Genomic DNA, 16461 nt, shown 5'->3' on the forward strand with positions numbered 1-16461 from the left:
CAAGATCGTTTTAAACTTTTAACAAACCACGAAACCCACGGGCCGCATAATAAGATTCAGCACCATTGTGATAGGTAAAAACGGTATCATATCTTCGATCGCAAAATATGGCACCGCCAAGTTTACGGATGTTGGCAGGCGTTTTTACCCAGCTTGAAGTTTTCAGATCAAACTTACCCAGTTTTTGCAAATCGCGGTATTGTTCTTCTGTTAGTATCTCTATCCCCATATCCTCGGCGGCGGCTATAGCGCTATTGGCGGGTTTATGTTCTTTTCGGGCTTCGAGTGCTTCGTGATCGTAACAATAACTCCGGCGGTTTTTAGGGCTTTCGGCAGCGCAATCGTAAAAAACGTATTCGCCGGTGCTTTGATCATGGGCCACAACATCCGGTTCGCCGCCGGTTAGTTCCATTTCGTTAAGCGACCATAATTTCACTGCATCAGCATTAAGTTTGGCCAGTACGCCGGCCCATTCAATGCCTTTATGGCGATCTTTATTTTTTTCGAATCGGGCTTTCAGTATGCCAAGCAGCTCTTCGGTTTGCTCTGTAGATAATTCCTTTTTCATTCGGTTTGTATTATTGGTTTGCTGAAATAACTTTCCTGTCGGCAGGCCTAAAATACCACGATACTATGGTTAGCACGATCAGTAGCACTGGGCCAAAAAATTCCTTCCCGCCATCGCCCACCGCTAAATGCGAAAATACCGCGCCCGACATTACAAAAAAGAAACCCGCGTAGGCCCATTCTTTCAGTAAAGTAAATTTAGGGATTAGCACCACTATTACACCTAAAATTTTCCAAACGCCTATAATGGTTAACACGTATGCAGGATAGCCCAGATGTGCCATCATAGCTGTTTCATCCTTCATTTTTATTAGCTGTACAACGCCGGTAGATGTCATTCCGAAAGCCAGCCAAAGCGTGGCTATCCAATAAATGATCTTGTTTCTTTTGCTCATGATGGTTTATTTTAATTTGCCAACAACTTCCTGTAAACGGTTATGCGCCCAGTTAATACCTTGCGCAAAGGGCAGTTTCAGCATCTCGTCCCTCAGTGCAGCCGATTGATATATGGAATGCATATTCAGCTTACTGGTGCTATCAGTAAGTTTTTCGAACGACAGAATTTCCAGTTGCGCGCCAAAAGGGGCGTTCTCCATTTCAAAAGTGCGGACTATCTTTTGGTTGGCCGTAAACTCGTGAATGGTTCCGTTAGCTTTAAATACCACGTTCCCTTTCGGGTCGGAAGTTTCAAAGCGGTAGCTGCCGTGGTTTTGGTTTTCCAGTTTCAGCACTTTGGTTCCCATCCATTGCTCCACAATTTCGGGTTCAGCGTAGGCTTTAAAAAGCAGCTCGACCGGCAGGTCAAACTCTCTGGTTATCAGCAGGTCCTGCCTGCCGCCTTCCGCTGTGATCTTGGTTTTTAGTTCCATAATATTATTCGGTTTGTTTTGATTGGTATTGTTTCATGATAGCTTCCAGCTTGTTAAAGCGCTCGTCCCACATCTGGCGGAACGGTTCGATAAAATCTGCCACCTCCTTCATTTTTTTGGCGTTGATGTGATAGTATATTTCCCTGCCGCTTTGCTCCTGCTTCAGTAATTCGCACTCGGTGAGGATCTGCAAATGCTTGGAAACCGTTGGCCGGGCAGTATCAAAGTTGGAGGCTATTACCCCGGCCGTCATGGCCTGGGTGGCAACCAATGTGAGGATCGCCCTGCGTGTTGGGTCGGCAATGGCCTGGAAAACATCTCGTCGTAAATTCATCATGTAGCTATTTGACTACGAATATATATGTAGTTATTTAACTACGCAAATTTTTCTTTGATTTTTAGATAGATAAGTGCGCAACGGCGTAAAACTTTATAGGTGTATTGCTACAAGAAATAAAAAATTCTATTATTTACTTTGAAATACAAAGTTCTTTTATATACCTTTATATTGAATTTATTTTTACCACGATCTTCAATATCCCGACCATAAAAATATAAACCCAATGAGAGATCAGATCATAGCCCATTTAAACGACGCCGGTTACCTTGAAAAAATGTACCGAAGCAACCGTGGGCCTTTTAAAAAAGAGTTTGCTTCCCTTTATCCCGATGTAAAAGGAAACGCCCTGGCCGATTTCTGGAACGAGCGGCTCAGCTACGAAAATGATGAAATTAGCTGGGGCAACAGTCGCGAATTATTATTAGTGATACTGGCAGCGCTTACGGCCGGATTCATTGCCAAACTTCCGGCGATCCTATCTATCAGTCAGGATTTCTTTTATCCCCGCAACATTGGCTTTATCATATTTCCGCTGCTTACAACTTATTTTGCCTGGAAAAACAAGTTATCAACCGGTAAAATCGCTTTTATAGCTGGGAGTATTCTTTTAGGGGTGATATTTATCAATTTGCTTCCCCACAATGATAAAAGCGATACCCTCACTTTGTCCTGCATCCATCTTGTTTTGTTTTTATGGTCGGTTTTAGGGTTTGCATTTGTTGGTGGGGCAAAAAATGATACAGATAAGCGCCTGGGCTTTTTAAAAGTAAACGGCGATGTGGTAGTAATGACGGGCCTCATTGTAATAGCAGGCGCAATCATGACGGGCGTAACTATCGGGCTTTTCTCCCTCATTCATTTCAACATCGAAAAATTTTACACCCAAAATATCGGCATTATGGGCCTTGCTGCGGCTCCGATCATTGCCACTTACCTTACACAAACTAACCCGCAGCTGGTGGGGAAAATCTCGCCGGTAATAGCTAAGATCTTTTGCCCGCTGGTATTGATCACCCTGGTGGTTTACCTTTTTGCCATGATCTCCTCGCGCGAAAACCCATATAACAACCGCGATTTCCTGATGATATTTAACGGTGTACTACTTGCTGTTATGGCTATTATCTTTTTCTCGGTAGCAGAATCAACCGGGGGTAATAAGAGTCATACGCAAACAGTAATTCTTTTTCTTCTATCCGTAGTAACTATTGTGGTTAACGGTGTCGCGCTTTCGGCTATTGTTTTACGAATTTCGGAATGGGGTTTCTCTCCTAACCGCAGCGCTGTTTTAGGGGGAAATATTCTCATTTTAATTAATCTGCTATTGGTGTCTGTTCAGCTTTTTAAAGCGGTATTTAAGAAAGGGGAGGTTGGCAACGTGGGTAAAATGATAGCTTTTTACTTGCCGGTTTATTTTGTTTGGGTGGTTATTGTGACGTTTTTGTTCCCGTTGGTGTTTGGGTTTAGGTAAAGTCCTTCGCGAGTAAATAAGAATAGCGATTTATTTCGATTCCCTCCTTGGGGAGGGCGCGATGGATTGTGTTGTGGCAGGGAGGGGTTTGTACGCCTTGCTTAACGGATAAGCATATTCGAGAAACCCCTCCCTACACCCTCCCGGGGGAGGGAATCGCACAAGCCATTGCTTTTTTTGTTTTTCACTCCCCCAAAACATTCCCCTTAAACCCACCCGTCGGCAAATCAAAACAATCTTTAATACTCATCAAAGCATTAAAGTTTTTAACCGGAACCATCGATTTTACATGGTTACCTGTAACCCTCAGCCCCGAATTAGCCGAAGCGCTTAAAAATAAGCCCTCTTTTATAACCGCCTTATTGTTGATGATCTTGATACCGAAATGCACCGCTTTTTTTACGGCTATTTTAGTTTCCGGTAAAGTACCGATCACAGGTCCTCCACACTCAAAAAACAGGTTATTACGGATAGTTACATCCTTAACTGCTCCCGATTCGTACCAACCCGAAGCATCGTCGTTGATCCAGATAGCGCTGTTATGGGTTCGGTTAAATACGTTGTGCTCAATTACACTTTTCCTTAATGTGGTTAGGAGGATACCACGCGTAGGTATTTTTTCGATGGTATCCTGGTGGATCCATACCTGTGGTGTAGCGGTTATATTTTCTACTACATCTCCCGTTTGCATTTCAGCAAGTAGTGGTTTGCTTAGCTTTAAAAGAAACTCTTTATTATTGAGTTTTTGCACCGATAAAAGCTTGTTATTTTGATAAGTAAGCAAGCTGGCCGGGTTTACCATACCAACACTATCTCCTGCTGAAAAGGCATCGAAACCATAAGTTTGATCGTGCATAAACTTCACTTTTACTTCGGTTGAGGAAAGCCCCTCGGTGATCTTTAAAAATGTACCGTGGATATTGATGGCATCATCATTAGCTGCCGATAGATAACTGTTAGCCACTTCTATCTTACCGCTGCATCCTGAAAAATGCAAAATATCCGCCCAGGCCGCACAAGTACGCCCGGTGCGGGCTTTTACGCTTACATGGTTAAAACTTAAATTTTGGCTAAACTGACTTACCACACCCATACCATGCATAAAATAAATGCGCACATGATCAAAACCAACGTTTTTACTTTTCTGGATAAAAATGCCTGCGCAATCGCGGGTTACATCGCGGTTCTGATAGGTAAATCCTTTTTGATAGCCTGGGTTCTGTTTAAAGTAGATGCGCAACTGGTTTTCGCCGGTATTTACGTAGCGTAGTTGCTTTTGCTCTATTTCTTTTCTTTCAAGCTCACGCGTGGTAGGGTTGTATTGCTGCCAGTATCCATCAGGCTGGTAACTCCAGCCCTCACCTATCCAGGTCAGCACGCTATCCTTAACGGCAAATTGGTCGCCTTTGTTAACCTTCACATCAGCATAGTTTGCTGCCACTTGAGTCACCGTAAACTCTGAAACTGTTGGGCGGTGATAATCATAGCTTAGGCCATTCAGCTTGATATTATTACTGTGATTAATATAAGTTTCGATCATTTTACCCCGCAGGTTGATCAATGCGCCCGTGCCAGATACATTAACAAATTCGCTGCTGTCAACCATCAGGGCGATCGCCTTTAAACCATACGGAACATCATTGGTATTGGAGATCTGCAACTGGGTTTTAAAAGCTCCGTCCGGGAAAAAATTGTACTTGCCAGGTGCGAATCTGATGTTTACCGGTTTGGAAGATGAGCCGTAGGCAACAATAGCCATTGATTCGTGGAAATCGCCGGATGATAGTACCGAAACTCCATCACCGGGCGATAAGATAAGCCGGTTGATATGAACAAATGTTTTCCATGGCTTAGTTTTACTTTTGCCGCTGTTTTGGTCACTACCTTTTACAGGGTCGATAAAATAGGTTTGATTACCGGGAGATTTGTGGCGGGCTTTTATTGAAATATATTCGATCTGTTTATTTTGGGCGTGTAATAAGTTATTTATCAGCACTAAGCATAAAATTGCCAGGCTTTTTGGGGTAAAATTTCTCATGGTATATATCAGGTTACGAATATATAGTGTAGATGGGAGAAGCTTTACACACAGCGGTTATAAAAATAATTGCTATTTATTATACACTGTCCAACGTCCACTACCTTGCGCTCGTTTGTAACGAGCGCTTCATATGGTTTCGCGTTTGCAACGCGCTTATTGCTCACGTTACAAACGTAAGCCCAGGTTAAGCACTCATCACAGATGAGCGCAAGAAAAACTATAGAGTTACAAACTCCATGCATAGTAGTTCGAAGTTAAAAACTTCGAACAGCAGTAAAATGCAGTTATAACTATCTACAAAATATAAAGAAAAACAACAACGAAACCGCCACCCCGCTATATTGCGGATACCATGATCGCAGAAATTTTAAAGCGATAGTGATCTGATTTTCTACAGTGCGTTTAGAGATATGCAAACGCTCGGCAATTTCATCATTGCTCAGGTTCTCTACCCTGCTCATCCAGAAAATTTCCTGGCAACGGCGCGGTAGTTGTTTAAGCACATTACCCAATTCGGTTTGCAAGTCCTCATAACCCAGCTTAATATCCACCTCGTTAACAGCCGCAAGTGCGGGATACTCAGGTAATTCCTCGCGGTATTCAACTTTTTCTGTTGCCAAGGCACGCATCCGTTTATAAACATGGTAGCGGGTGGTAACCAGTATATACTTCTGAAAATCGATAATATTGGAGGTATGCCTTTTTTGCCACAGGGCTACAAAAACATCGTGCACTATCTCTTCGGCGGCGGTATCATCTTTCAGATACTTTTTTGCCGATTGATATAATTTATGCCAATACCTGTTGTACAGGACCACAAAAGCCCTGGAACTATCCGACGCGACGGCGGCCCATAATTCGTTGTCAGTAAGTTTATTGGTCATGATTGGTGCGATAAAAGTAGAAATTATTTGTGATTTGCAAATGTTGACCACACAAAATTAATTTGATACTTTTTTTTCGAATATATGTGTGTTAGCTTAATCTGTGATACACTATCTAAACAAAGGCCCCGATCCCATAACGGCCCAACCAATAATGACACCGGAAGAATACATCAAATTATACGAAAAGTTTGCTTCGGGCAGCTGCACGCCCGAAGAGGAAGTCCGCCTGCTGGAATACCAGGATGAATTTCATTTACCCGAAACCGGCGATGAACAAGCCATCAATCCGGCAGATAAACAAAAACGCGCCCTGATCTACTCCCGAATCCGCGAATCGATAACCGAGCGCCCGCAACAACGGCGCACTCTGCAAATGTGGGGATGGATAGCAGCAGCTGCCGTTATTGTATTAGTCTCCGGTATATTCTTTCTTCAAAAAAAGCAGCCGGTTCAAAATAGCATGGCTGTCAATCGCACAAAAAAATCGCCTTTTAAAGCTATCAAACCTGGCAGAAACACCGCTGTACTTACCCTTGCTAATGGCTCAAGTATTACATTAGATTCTGCTCAAAATGGTGTACTGGCAACTTCGGGCAAAACGGCTATTAAAAAATTAGCCAACGGACTTATTGAATACAGCAGTAATAATACCGACCAGTCTGCGGCCCAGCCAGCAATGAACACAATCTCCGTTCCTCGTGGCGGTCAATACACCATTAAATTGCCCGATGGCACTATGGTTTGGCTAAACTCGGCCTCATCCCTATCCTATCCTGTTGCCTTTAACGGTGCAACCCGAAACGTAACCCTAAGCGGCGAGGCATACTTTGAAGTTACTAAAAATCCGCACCAACCATTTACCGTGCATACCGACAATGTTGATGTTAAGGTATTGGGCACCCATTTTAATGTGGAGGCTTATGCGGATGATAAAAACAGCAAAACTACCCTGCTTGAAGGTTCTGTAAACCTGTCAAACCAAAACTCATCGGCCTTATTGGTTCCGGGGCAGCAGGGTGTTAGTACTACGGGACAAAACATTTTTACCCACAGCGTAAATGTTAACCAGGTAATAGCCTGGAAAACGGGCTACTTTCTGTTCAGGGAAAATGATATCCGCGAGATCATGAAACAAATTTCGCGCTGGTATGATGTGGAGGTTGAATATGAAGGTAATATCACCCATAAAACTTTCGGCGGCATCTACTCAAAAAACAAGGATATCAACGAGTTATTAAAAGGGCTTGAATTAACCGGACTTGTGCACTTTAAAATTGAAGAAAGGAGGATAATCGTAATGAATTAACCAGCAATTACGGTTACCCGGTAAATATACCGGAGGCATTGGCGTGCCCCCGGTAAAAAGGCCAGGTAATTAACGATCAATTGAGCACCAACCAATTATTAATTAAAACCTAACATTCAAATGTATAAAATATTTACTGAATCAAAGTTCAGGCGGCACCACCATGCGCTGCTCAAATTAATCCGGATTATGAAATTAACGTGTGCACTGATCATGATGGTGATCATGCAGGTAAGCGCCAGAACTTATGCGCAAAAGGTAAGCCTTGATGTGCAAAAAGCATCGCTTGAAGATGTGCTTTACACCTTACAGCAGCAAAGCGGCTATGATTTTATTTACAGCTCTACGTTGGTTAAAAACGCGGCCCCTGTATCCCTATCGCTTAAAAATGTAAACATTAATAAAGCGTTGGATATTATTTTCGCCAACCAACCACTCACTTATCTCATCAACAAAAAAACCATCACCATAAAACCCAGGCCCGAACCGGAAGCTCCTGTAGCCATTCCCGTAAAAGGTAAAATTGTGGATGAAAAAGGTCAGCCTTTTCCCGGTGTAAACGTGCAGGTAAAAGGTACCCAAACCGGCACCATCAGCAAAACCGACGGTACCTACACCCTCAATGTGCCTGATGGTAACGCGGTATTGGTATTTAGCTTTGTTGGCTACGCGAAACAGGAAATTTCTGTAGGCGATAAAACAGAGATCAACGTTACCCTGCTTGAGGATAAAAAGGCACTTGGCGAGGTAGTTGTAACCGGTTACAGTACCCAAAGTAAACACACGCTAACCAGCGCCATCGTATCTGTAAAAGGCGAAGAGATGACCAAAAGGGTAGCAACAGACGCTACTTCATTACTGCAAGGCCAGCTTCCGGGCTTATCAGTAGTACAAAACTCGGCCGAACCGGGTAACGAAAGCATTCAGCTCCGTATCCGCGGTCTGGGTACTTTTAGTAGTGCCGGTAACAATCCGCTGATTATAGTTGATGGGATCCCCGGCAGCTTAGCGGTTATCAACCCTAATGATATCGAATCGGTAACGGTTTTAAAAGATGCCTCGGCGGCGGCTATTTACGGCTCGCAGGGTGCAAATGGTGTTGTGGTAGTGAAAACTAAAAAAGGTAAGGCCGGCGCGTTCACCTTAACCTATAACTACAACGTAGGCTTTGCTACTGCAACCCGCTTACCTAAGCTGATTACCAATTCGGCCCAGTTCATGCAGCTCCTTAACGAGGCCGAAGTTAATTCGGGCAACGCCACCATATACACCCAACAGCAAATTGACCTTTATGCCAACGCAACCGATAGGGTTAAATATCCTAACCATAACTGGTTAAATGATATGTTCTCGACAGCGGTTGTGCAAAACCACTACCTCAACATGAGCGGCGGTAACGAAGGTACAACCTACAGTATCGGTTTAGGCTTTGTGAACCAGCCGGGCACCATGCGCGGTTTTGATTACAAAAAATACACGCTAAATCTGGGCATAACCTCTAAGGTGAACAAACGTGTAACCCTGGGTGCTAACTTCCAGTTCAGGTATGGTGATAGGAACTCTCCTTACAACGGCGCTGCCGATTTGTATATCTCTACCCTATCGCAATCGCCGTTATACCCGGCCCAAACAGCCGATGGTTTATGGATAACCAAAGCTTATGATAAGGAATTGGGTAACAAAAACCCGGTATTGGCTTCGCAGATCTTGACCCATAACCCTAATTATTATGGACAGGGCAATATCTCGTTAGATGTTGATATAGTTGATGGTTTGCGTTGGGAAAACCGCGCGGGTTTAAACTTTGATTATGATAAAAGCAAAACCTTCAGACCAACAATACCCGAGTACCTGTATAGCGATCTATCCTACAACCGTAATGCCGACGTAGGCACCCCCGGTTTATCTGTTAACAACCAGGATGAGATCCACTCTACCATCTATAGCCAGTTGAATTTCCATAAACAATTGGGCAAACACGATTTGACTGTTTTAGGCGGTGTGCAACAGGAAGTTGATACCCGGAGTTATATTGATGCTTACCGTGTTGGCTATCCAACCAATGATCTGGACGAATTACACGCAGGTTCGGTAAATAACCAAACTAATGATGGCATCTCTACCCAATGGGTGATCCATTCATTATATGGTAATGTGAACTATAACTTTGACGATAAGTACCTTTTAGGTGCCAACGTTAGGTACGATGGTACATCGAGATTGCCGAGTGGAAGCCGTTGGGGCTTGTATGAATCATTTTCGGGCGGATGGCGCATTTCTAAAGAGGAATTTTTGAAAGATGTGAGCTGGATAAACGACTTGAAGTTACGTGGCTCGTGGGGACGTTTGGGTAACCAGAATATCACTTTGCCTGCAGGTGATATCCATACACCGTATCCGTATCCTTACCAATCAACCTATACACAAAACAGCTATGCTTTTGCAGGCCAGGTATCGCCGGGCTATATTCCGGGCGGATTGGTTGACCCTAACTTAACCTGGGAAACCACTCGCATGACTGACCTTGGTTTCGACCTCGTGGCCTTAAAAAATAAGCTGACCTTTACTTTCGACTGGTTTAATAAATATACCTACAACATTTTGCGCCAATCGCAAATACCATTGGCATTGGGTGTAGCTGCACCTATAGTTAATAACGGTGCGGTAAGCAACAAAGGCTTTGAATTTAGCCTGCGTTATCAAGATCGCCCGTCCGAAAAATTCAGCTATTATGCACAGGCAAACTTCCAGGTTTATCGTAATAAGTTGGTATCATTTGGTGCCGATGAAATTATGGGGCCCGATGGGCAAACCATTATGCGCAATGGTGCGCCGATAGGTTCGTTCTATTTGCAAACTATGGATGGCATTTTCCAAAGTCAGCAGGAAATTGCCAACTCGCCAGATCAATCATCATTAGGGGGGCCGCCAACTCCAGGTGATATAAAATATAAAGATGTTAACGGTGATGGTAAGGTAGATGCTAATGACCGCAGCATTATTCCGGGGCAGTACCCTAAGTTTGAATATTCATATACCATGGGTGCAACCTGGGGTAATTTTGATGCCAGCGTGCAACTTTACGGCTCATACGGCAACAAACTGTACTTGTACAAATGGGGTGTTGATCCGTTTGCGCAAGGTGCCATGCCTACTACCGACTGGCTAAACCGCTGGACTCCGCAAAACCCATCAACCACAATGCCTAAGGTATATATGGGCTTTTACGGTTATCCTAAAATAACCAATGTGCAATCAACCTATCACTTATATAATGCCAGCTTTATGCGCATTAAAAACGTGCAGTTAGGATACACCTTCCCGGTTGGGCTTGTTAAAGGCGTTAAATCGATCCGCGTTTATGGTGCTGTAGATAACCTGGCGCTATTTACGCCGCTTAAACAAGGTACCGACCCCGAAAGGCAGGATATCAACAACAAGCCCGATGCCTGGTATGGCTTTGCCAACTATCCGCAAAACCGCACTTATTCATTTGGCGCATCTGTTCAATTCTAACCTCAACACTAATTTAAATGAAAACACGCATAATCATATTTGCAGCAGCGGTGATAGGTTTGGCATCATGCAAAAAGCTGGATGTTAACCCACCCGATAAGCTATCTTCAAGCGGATTCTGGAAAACACCTGCCGATGCCGACCTGGCACTTACCGGCCTTTACGGCACATTAGAAAACTCAAACGCGGGATCATTCAGTCCTGTTTTATGGGACGATTTTAGCGATAACGCTTACAGCCAGAACAGCCAGGGCGGGTCGCAGCAATCATTAATTGCTGGCTTAACACCCACTATTGGCGGTTATGTTACCGATGTTAACAGCAGCGTTTATACTGCCGCTTATGTCAGCATTGCTGCAACCAATAGCTTTTTAGCTAACGTGGGCAAAGTGCTAACCGGCGATAAGCTTAACCAATACAAAGGCGAAGCTTCCTTTATCCGCGCCTTCGATTACTTTTTACTGGCCCAAACCTATGGTAACGTACCTATTTTAACAGCCGATCCGGTAACTGCAGATCCTAAGGCAAAATTAACCAAATCAAATCGCGAGGATGTGCTGAAACTGATAGAGAGCGATCTTGACCTGGCCATCGCCTCTTTGCCGGATAACAAGTACACCACCGGGCATGTGGTAAAAGCTTCGGCCCAGGGTATTAAAGTTAGGGTGCTTTTGTTCGAGAAAAAATATGCCGAAGCAGCAGCTTTGGCCAAAACCATCATTGATGCAGGGCAATTTTCTTTAAACAGCAACTATGCGGCTAACTTTTACAAACCCGATCAGCGCACAAGTCCCGAAATTATGTTTTCGATCCAGTTTCAGGCGCCGTCGGTTCCTCAACCCTTCCCTATTACCATTTTGATCATTGGTACCGGATACAAAGACCTGCAGGGAACACAGGATATGATCAACGAGTACGAACCTAATGATCCGCGTAAAACCATGACCTTCTTTTTCCCGGGTGATACACAGGCACAAGGCTGGCCATATCCAAACACCGTTGGCACGCCGGGTGTAAACAACTGGACAGTTGGTTTTTACCCTGCTAAAAAATGGCTCGACCCTAAAAGCATTGATCCGCAACCGGGTATGCTTGATGATCAGGATTATGTTTGGTTGCGTTTTGCCGACATCAAACTGATGTATGCCGAGGCTCAGAATGAAGCCATTGGCCCGGATGCCAGCGTTTATAAACAGGTAAATGAAGTGCGCGCCCGTCCGGGAGTGAACATGCCTGCATTAGCATCAGGCTTATCGCAAGAGGCAATGCGCGATAAGATCAGGCACGAGCGCCGGGTAGAACTGGCACTGGAAGGTACCCGTTATTTCGACCTCCGCCGTTGGGGTGTAGCCCAACAAAAACTTAATGGCTTTATTCAAAATCCATTAACACCGGCTACCAAAACAATTTACAGGGCCAACTTTGATTTTTGGCCACTGCCGCAATCAGAGGTGGATAGGAACTCACCTAATTTGATTCAAAACACAGGATATTGATCCTATTAAATTAAAACGAAAGCGGCTACTTTAACGAGTAGCCGCTTTCGTTTTTTAGATACGCTTAATAGGAGTTCCCCACGGAATATGTTTTGTGCGATGGTTTATCCGATCGAATCGCATCCTGTAGTATTTGCTATTCGTCGATTTGTTTAACCTCCACGCCGATTGTGTGATATTTTATAAATGTTGGTTATTAACTTCAATTATAATTAACAAACGGCGATTCACTCTCCAATCTAATTTTAGATAATGACATACAAACCAACCTGGTCCCGACGAGAATTTCTTACTACGCTTGGCATCGCCGGTGCGGGCGCGGCATTGATAGGTCCACTTGCGGCATGGACTATTGACGATATCGACCCAAGGGTTGCCGCGATAGTTGCCGGTACTATTGGGATAGATACACACAACCACATCGATGTACCACTAAATACCAACGAATTACCCAGACCAGATATTGACCTTGCCGGCGAGATGAAAAAATCAGGCCTATCCGCCATCTGCATGACATTCGCGCTTGATTATCAGCGCATGCAAAACCCCGGCGAAGCTTATGAGCGTTTTAAAAATGGCCTCACGGCCATGGATCAGCAATTGGCCCGCAACGGAATGAAGCGGTCACTTAACTTAAATGATTTACGCTCTGCTCATCAAAACAGACGGCCAACAGTTATCCAATCTATTGAAGGCTCGCATTTTTTAGAGGGAAAGCTGGAGCGTTTGAGCGAATCTTACGAACGTGGGTTGCGCCACCTCACTCTGCTTCATGATAGCGATGCATCAGTACCCTTGGGTGATGTTTATACCAATCCACCACGCTTAGGCGGCCTAACGGCGTTCGGTGCAGATGTGATCAAAGAGTGTAACCGTTTAGGCATTTTGGTTGATCTGGCACATTGCAGTAATGATACAGCCATTGCAGCCATGAAACTGGCTGCCCACCCGATAATCATTTCACACACCGGGCTGGATACTCAATTAGGCAGCAATGAATTTATGGCCAAAATGATGCGTCCGCGACTCATCAGTAAAGAACAGGCTAAAATTGTAGCTGATTCCGGTGGGGTAATTGGTGTATGGACACATTTGGCTGATACCCCTTTAGAATACGCTCAAAATATCCGCGCACTGGTTGATGTTGTTGGCGTCGATCACGTATGCATCGGTACCGATACTAAGTTAACACCCCCATACCGACCGCAAGGAAATTTTGGCCCGCCACCGGGCGGCCCTGGTCCGAAACCCGGCGATGGCCCAAATGGCCCCCCTCCCGGACCACCAAAAGATAACGGCGGCCCTAACAAAGCCCGCGTTGGCGAACGCACCAACGAAAGCTGGGCCGATCAAAAAGTTGGCTTTTATTATGCCGTTGTTGATGGCTTGTTAAAAACTGGTTTTACCGCTGATGAAATAGGCAAAATAGGCGGCGGGAATTTTTGCAGGGTGCTTGGGGAAGCTACGGGAGGAAAGGGATAATAAACCGGCTTCTCATTAGCTCATCTAAAAACGATTATAATAAAAAACGTCATTGCGAGGCACGAAGCAATCCCGACTGTACAGGGTGAATTTGCTTAGTTGCTCTGCCTCTTGGGGATTGCTTCGTACCTCGCAATGACGTGGTGGTGATAGCCTATATCATAAATCCTTTATCGTCTCCCAATCAACTACACCAACTTTATTCGCCCAAGCCTGATATTCCTTCTCCAATTCAACAACCTTAGCCGGATACTTCGTAGCTAAGTCGTTAATTTCAGAACGATCGGCATCAAAATCATATAACTCCCAGGGTTGCTTTGGTTCAGCCACCAGTTTCCATTTGCCTTTACGGATGGCGCGGCTGCCTTCATGTTCCCAAAACAGCGTTTGGTTACCGGCATTGGGTTTTCCTTTAAAAGCATTAAGCAAACTTTTGCCAGCTAAAGGAGTAAGTTCCCTGTTTTTAAATTGAGTAGGATAATTTACCCCCGCCAACTCCAAACAGGTGGGCATCAGATCGATCAAATGCCCTACGCTGCTGTTGGTACCTCCCGCTTTAATATGTCCCGGATACCAGGCTATCAACGGCGTGGCTATTCCGCCCTCATGCGTATTACGTTTAAATAGTTTAAACGGGGTGTTACTTACATTAGCCCATGGGATTTCATAACTATCAATCGAATTAACTGAACCCGGTTCACCGTTCTTTTGAATCACTGTCGATAAGCTTTTCACCTCATCGGCGCTTCCACCATTATCAGATGCGAAAAGGATGATGGTGTTTTTATCTTTTCCCAATTGTTTTAGTTTGGTTAAGATTTCGCCTATGCAGGCATCCATCCGGTAAACCATGGCGGCATAAATAGCCATTCGGGTATCCCATTTTTCTTTTTCTTCTGCGGATAGCGATTTCCATGCTGCGGCACGTTTATCACGAGGTGATAATGCCCATTGCTTTTTGATGATACCGAGAGCCAGTTGCTTTTCATAACGTTGCTTGCGCAGTACATCCCACCCCTTGAGGTATTGGCCTTTAAACTTAACGATATCTTCGGGCAAAGCCTGGATAGGCCAGTGCGGTGCGTTGTAAGCCACGTACATAAAAAAGGGCTTTTGTTCAGCTTTGATTTCATCTAAAGATTTAACCGCAAAATCGGTTATAGCCCGGGTTAGATATTTTGAGGTATCGCTTCTGGTAATTTCCTTGTCGTTCAGCATAAACGTGATCTTACTACCATCGTTATACAGCGGTGCCGAGTTGAAATAGCTGCTGCCATTGTTCAGCATGGTGAACGATTTATCAAAGCCGCGGTTATAAGCTAAAGCCGATTTTTGCAACCCAACATGCCATTTACCGGATACGATGGTGTTGTAACCGGCTTGCTCTTTCAACAATTCGGCAATCGTAGCGCTGTGTTCGTTAAGATAGCCCTGGTAAGCGGGCGAGCCTTTGTATTTCACCATATCACCTACTCCGGCTTGATGCGGATACAGCCCGGTTAATAAAGCTGCGCGCGATGGGCAGCATCTGCCCGCGTTATAAAATTGCGTCATTTTCAAGCCTTCGCGGGCAAGCCTGTCGATGTTGGGTGTGCTGATCTCCGAACCGAAACAGCCGATATCAGAAAAGCCCATATCGTCGGCCAGGATGACCACGATATTGGGCTTTAGTTTTGGGGCCTGTCCCAATACAGGCCCCGTGCAACATATGGCGATGATTATGTAGCCGATTTTTTTTAATAACATAAACTGCTTTTATTTACCATTAGCCGCCAACGGACTCTTAGCCGATTCGGTAGCCGCGATAACCTGGAAGGTTGATGAAAAGCCCTGCTTTTTCCAAACCTGTTTACCGTTTTTATACAGAACTAAAGTTGGCAGCACATTTACTTTCAACTCCTTGGCCAGGTTGGTATTATCATAAACCTCAATGCTGATCACCTTGGGCGAAAACGCTTTATTAGCTTTCAATGAATCCAACACAGGCACCAGCTTTTTACAGGCACCGCAATACCTCGAACCAAAATCAACCAAAACCTCGGGTGATGAGGCTGCCAATTCATTAAACTGGCTTCTAGATAGCGACACGTCTTTTTTAGTGGTAGAGATAATAGGATATCCCGAACCTATCCAGTTGGCCAAACCACCCGGCAGTTCTTCCACATCTTTAAAGCCTTTCGCCCTTAACTCGCGCGAAAGCACGGTGCTGCGGCCATTGGCTATCGAATAAACGAAAGTTGATTTCTCTTTATCCAAAGCATCTAATTTCTGTTGATAATCGGCTGCTTTAGCATCTACATTAGTAGCTCCCTTAATATGGTTCTGCACAAATTCTTCTGCCGAACGGGCATCCAGTATCTGCGGTTCTTTGGCCTGTTTTAGTTTAGCCGCGAATGCTTCGAGCGATAACAGCTTTGGTGATTGAGCTTTTACCTCGCCGGTAACGATTACCAGCAAGGCGAGTAAAACAATTTTTAAGTTTTTCATGG

Annotated in this window: 13 protein-coding genes; 5 read left to right on the plus strand and 8 right to left on the minus strand. The window is 44.5% G+C overall.

Features of this window, described 5'->3' with window-relative positions:
- Nucleotides 1–10: 10 nt before the first annotated feature.
- Genes AAFN85_RS27540 through AAFN85_RS27555 form a run of 4 tightly spaced genes read right to left on the minus strand, consistent with a single transcriptional unit; the run spans nucleotide 11 to nucleotide 1770 of the window.
- Nucleotides 11–568 carry a DUF4256 domain-containing protein gene (locus tag AAFN85_RS27540; protein WP_347531185.1) on the minus strand — a complete coding sequence of 186 codons (558 nt, stop codon included), beginning with the start codon at nucleotides 566–568 and terminating at the stop codon, nucleotides 11–13.
- A gap of 10 nt (nucleotides 569–578) precedes the next feature.
- Nucleotides 579–962, minus strand: a complete 384-nt coding sequence (locus AAFN85_RS27545; RefSeq protein WP_347531186.1) for a DoxX family protein — start codon at nucleotides 960–962, stop codon at nucleotides 579–581.
- A 6-nt stretch (nucleotides 963–968) separates the two neighbouring features.
- On the minus strand, nucleotides 969–1436 hold the full coding sequence (locus AAFN85_RS27550; RefSeq protein WP_347531187.1) for an SRPBCC domain-containing protein: 468 nt from the start codon (nucleotides 1434–1436) through the stop codon (nucleotides 969–971).
- Nucleotides 1437–1440: 4 nt separating this feature from the next.
- Complete coding sequence (locus tag AAFN85_RS27555) at nucleotides 1441–1770, minus strand: metalloregulator ArsR/SmtB family transcription factor (protein ID WP_022829661.1); 330 nt, start codon at nucleotides 1768–1770, stop codon at nucleotides 1441–1443.
- Nucleotides 1771–1999: 229 nt separating this feature from the next.
- Here AAFN85_RS27555 and AAFN85_RS27560 point away from each other — a divergent pair, with 229 nt between their 5' ends.
- Nucleotides 2000–3244 (plus strand): hypothetical protein, encoded by a 1245-nt coding sequence (locus AAFN85_RS27560; RefSeq protein WP_347531188.1) that lies wholly within the window; start codon nucleotides 2000–2002, stop codon nucleotides 3242–3244.
- A gap of 184 nt (nucleotides 3245–3428) precedes the next feature.
- On the opposite strand, the gene AAFN85_RS27565 is transcribed toward AAFN85_RS27560, so the two are convergent.
- Nucleotides 3429–5282, minus strand: coding sequence for a hypothetical protein (locus AAFN85_RS27565; RefSeq protein ID WP_347531189.1), 1854 nt, complete (start codon nucleotides 5280–5282; stop codon nucleotides 3429–3431).
- Nucleotides 5283–5575: 293 nt separating this feature from the next.
- Nucleotides 5576–6169 (minus strand): RNA polymerase sigma-70 factor, encoded by a 594-nt coding sequence (locus AAFN85_RS27570; RefSeq protein WP_347531190.1) that lies wholly within the window; start codon nucleotides 6167–6169, stop codon nucleotides 5576–5578.
- Between the two features lie 103 nt (nucleotides 6170–6272).
- Between AAFN85_RS27570 and AAFN85_RS27575 the strand changes: the two genes are divergently transcribed.
- The 4 genes from AAFN85_RS27575 (at nucleotide 6273) to AAFN85_RS27590 (ending at nucleotide 13972) form a co-directional block, all read left to right on the plus strand.
- Nucleotides 6273–7478, plus strand: coding sequence for a FecR family protein (locus AAFN85_RS27575; protein WP_347531191.1), 1206 nt, complete (start codon nucleotides 6273–6275; stop codon nucleotides 7476–7478).
- A 189-nt stretch (nucleotides 7479–7667) separates the two neighbouring features.
- Nucleotides 7668–10994 carry a TonB-dependent receptor gene (locus AAFN85_RS27580; protein ID WP_347531192.1) on the plus strand — a complete coding sequence of 1109 codons (3327 nt, stop codon included), beginning with the start codon at nucleotides 7668–7670 and terminating at the stop codon, nucleotides 10992–10994.
- A 17-nt stretch (nucleotides 10995–11011) separates the two neighbouring features.
- Nucleotides 11012–12490 (plus strand): RagB/SusD family nutrient uptake outer membrane protein, encoded by a 1479-nt coding sequence (locus tag AAFN85_RS27585; RefSeq protein ID WP_347531193.1) that lies wholly within the window; start codon nucleotides 11012–11014, stop codon nucleotides 12488–12490.
- Nucleotides 12491–12742: 252 nt separating this feature from the next.
- Complete coding sequence (locus AAFN85_RS27590; RefSeq protein ID WP_347531194.1) at nucleotides 12743–13972, plus strand: membrane dipeptidase; 1230 nt, start codon at nucleotides 12743–12745, stop codon at nucleotides 13970–13972.
- 159 nt (nucleotides 13973–14131) lie between these two features.
- Here the strand turns inward: AAFN85_RS27590 and AAFN85_RS27595 are convergent, their stop codons facing one another.
- Together AAFN85_RS27595 and AAFN85_RS27600 are read right to left on the minus strand one after the other, a co-directional pair.
- The gene (locus AAFN85_RS27595; protein WP_347531195.1) at nucleotides 14132–15718 is read right to left on the minus strand and encodes an arylsulfatase; all 1587 of its coding nucleotides are present in this window, start codon (nucleotides 15716–15718) and stop codon (nucleotides 14132–14134) included.
- A gap of 9 nt (nucleotides 15719–15727) precedes the next feature.
- On the minus strand, nucleotides 15728–16459 hold the full coding sequence (locus AAFN85_RS27600) for a thioredoxin domain-containing protein (RefSeq protein ID WP_347531196.1): 732 nt from the start codon (nucleotides 16457–16459) through the stop codon (nucleotides 15728–15730).
- Nucleotides 16460–16461: the final 2 nt, after the last annotated feature.

The sequence above is a fragment of the Mucilaginibacter sp. CAU 1740 genome (assembly GCF_039839285.1).
Classification (GTDB): Bacteria; Bacteroidota; Bacteroidia; order Sphingobacteriales; family Sphingobacteriaceae; genus Mucilaginibacter.

Coding starts and splice junctions, on each gene's coding strand:
- AAFN85_RS27595 (WP_347531195.1), bottom strand. CDS start 15,718: ATGTTATTAAAAAAAATCGGCTACATAATCATCGCCATATGTTGCACG.
- AAFN85_RS27560 (WP_347531188.1), top strand. CDS start 2,000: ATGAGAGATCAGATCATAGCCCATTTAAACGACGCCGGTTACCTTGAA.
- AAFN85_RS27540 (WP_347531185.1), bottom strand. CDS start 568: ATGAAAAAGGAATTATCTACAGAGCAAACCGAAGAGCTGCTTGGCATA.
- AAFN85_RS27590 (WP_347531194.1), top strand. CDS start 12,743: ATGACATACAAACCAACCTGGTCCCGACGAGAATTTCTTACTACGCTT.
- AAFN85_RS27555 (WP_022829661.1), bottom strand. CDS start 1,770: ATGAATTTACGACGAGATGTTTTCCAGGCCATTGCCGACCCAACACGC.
- AAFN85_RS27580 (WP_347531192.1), top strand. CDS start 7,668: ATGAAATTAACGTGTGCACTGATCATGATGGTGATCATGCAGGTAAGC.
- AAFN85_RS27565 (WP_347531189.1), bottom strand. CDS start 5,282: ATGAGAAATTTTACCCCAAAAAGCCTGGCAATTTTATGCTTAGTGCTG.
- AAFN85_RS27545 (WP_347531186.1), bottom strand. CDS start 962: ATGAGCAAAAGAAACAAGATCATTTATTGGATAGCCACGCTTTGGCTG.
- AAFN85_RS27570 (WP_347531190.1), bottom strand. CDS start 6,169: ATGACCAATAAACTTACTGACAACGAATTATGGGCCGCCGTCGCGTCG.
- AAFN85_RS27585 (WP_347531193.1), top strand. CDS start 11,012: ATGAAAACACGCATAATCATATTTGCAGCAGCGGTGATAGGTTTGGCA.
- AAFN85_RS27550 (WP_347531187.1), bottom strand. CDS start 1,436: ATGGAACTAAAAACCAAGATCACAGCGGAAGGCGGCAGGCAGGACCTG.
- AAFN85_RS27600 (WP_347531196.1), bottom strand. CDS start 16,459: ATGAAAAACTTAAAAATTGTTTTACTCGCCTTGCTGGTAATCGTTACC.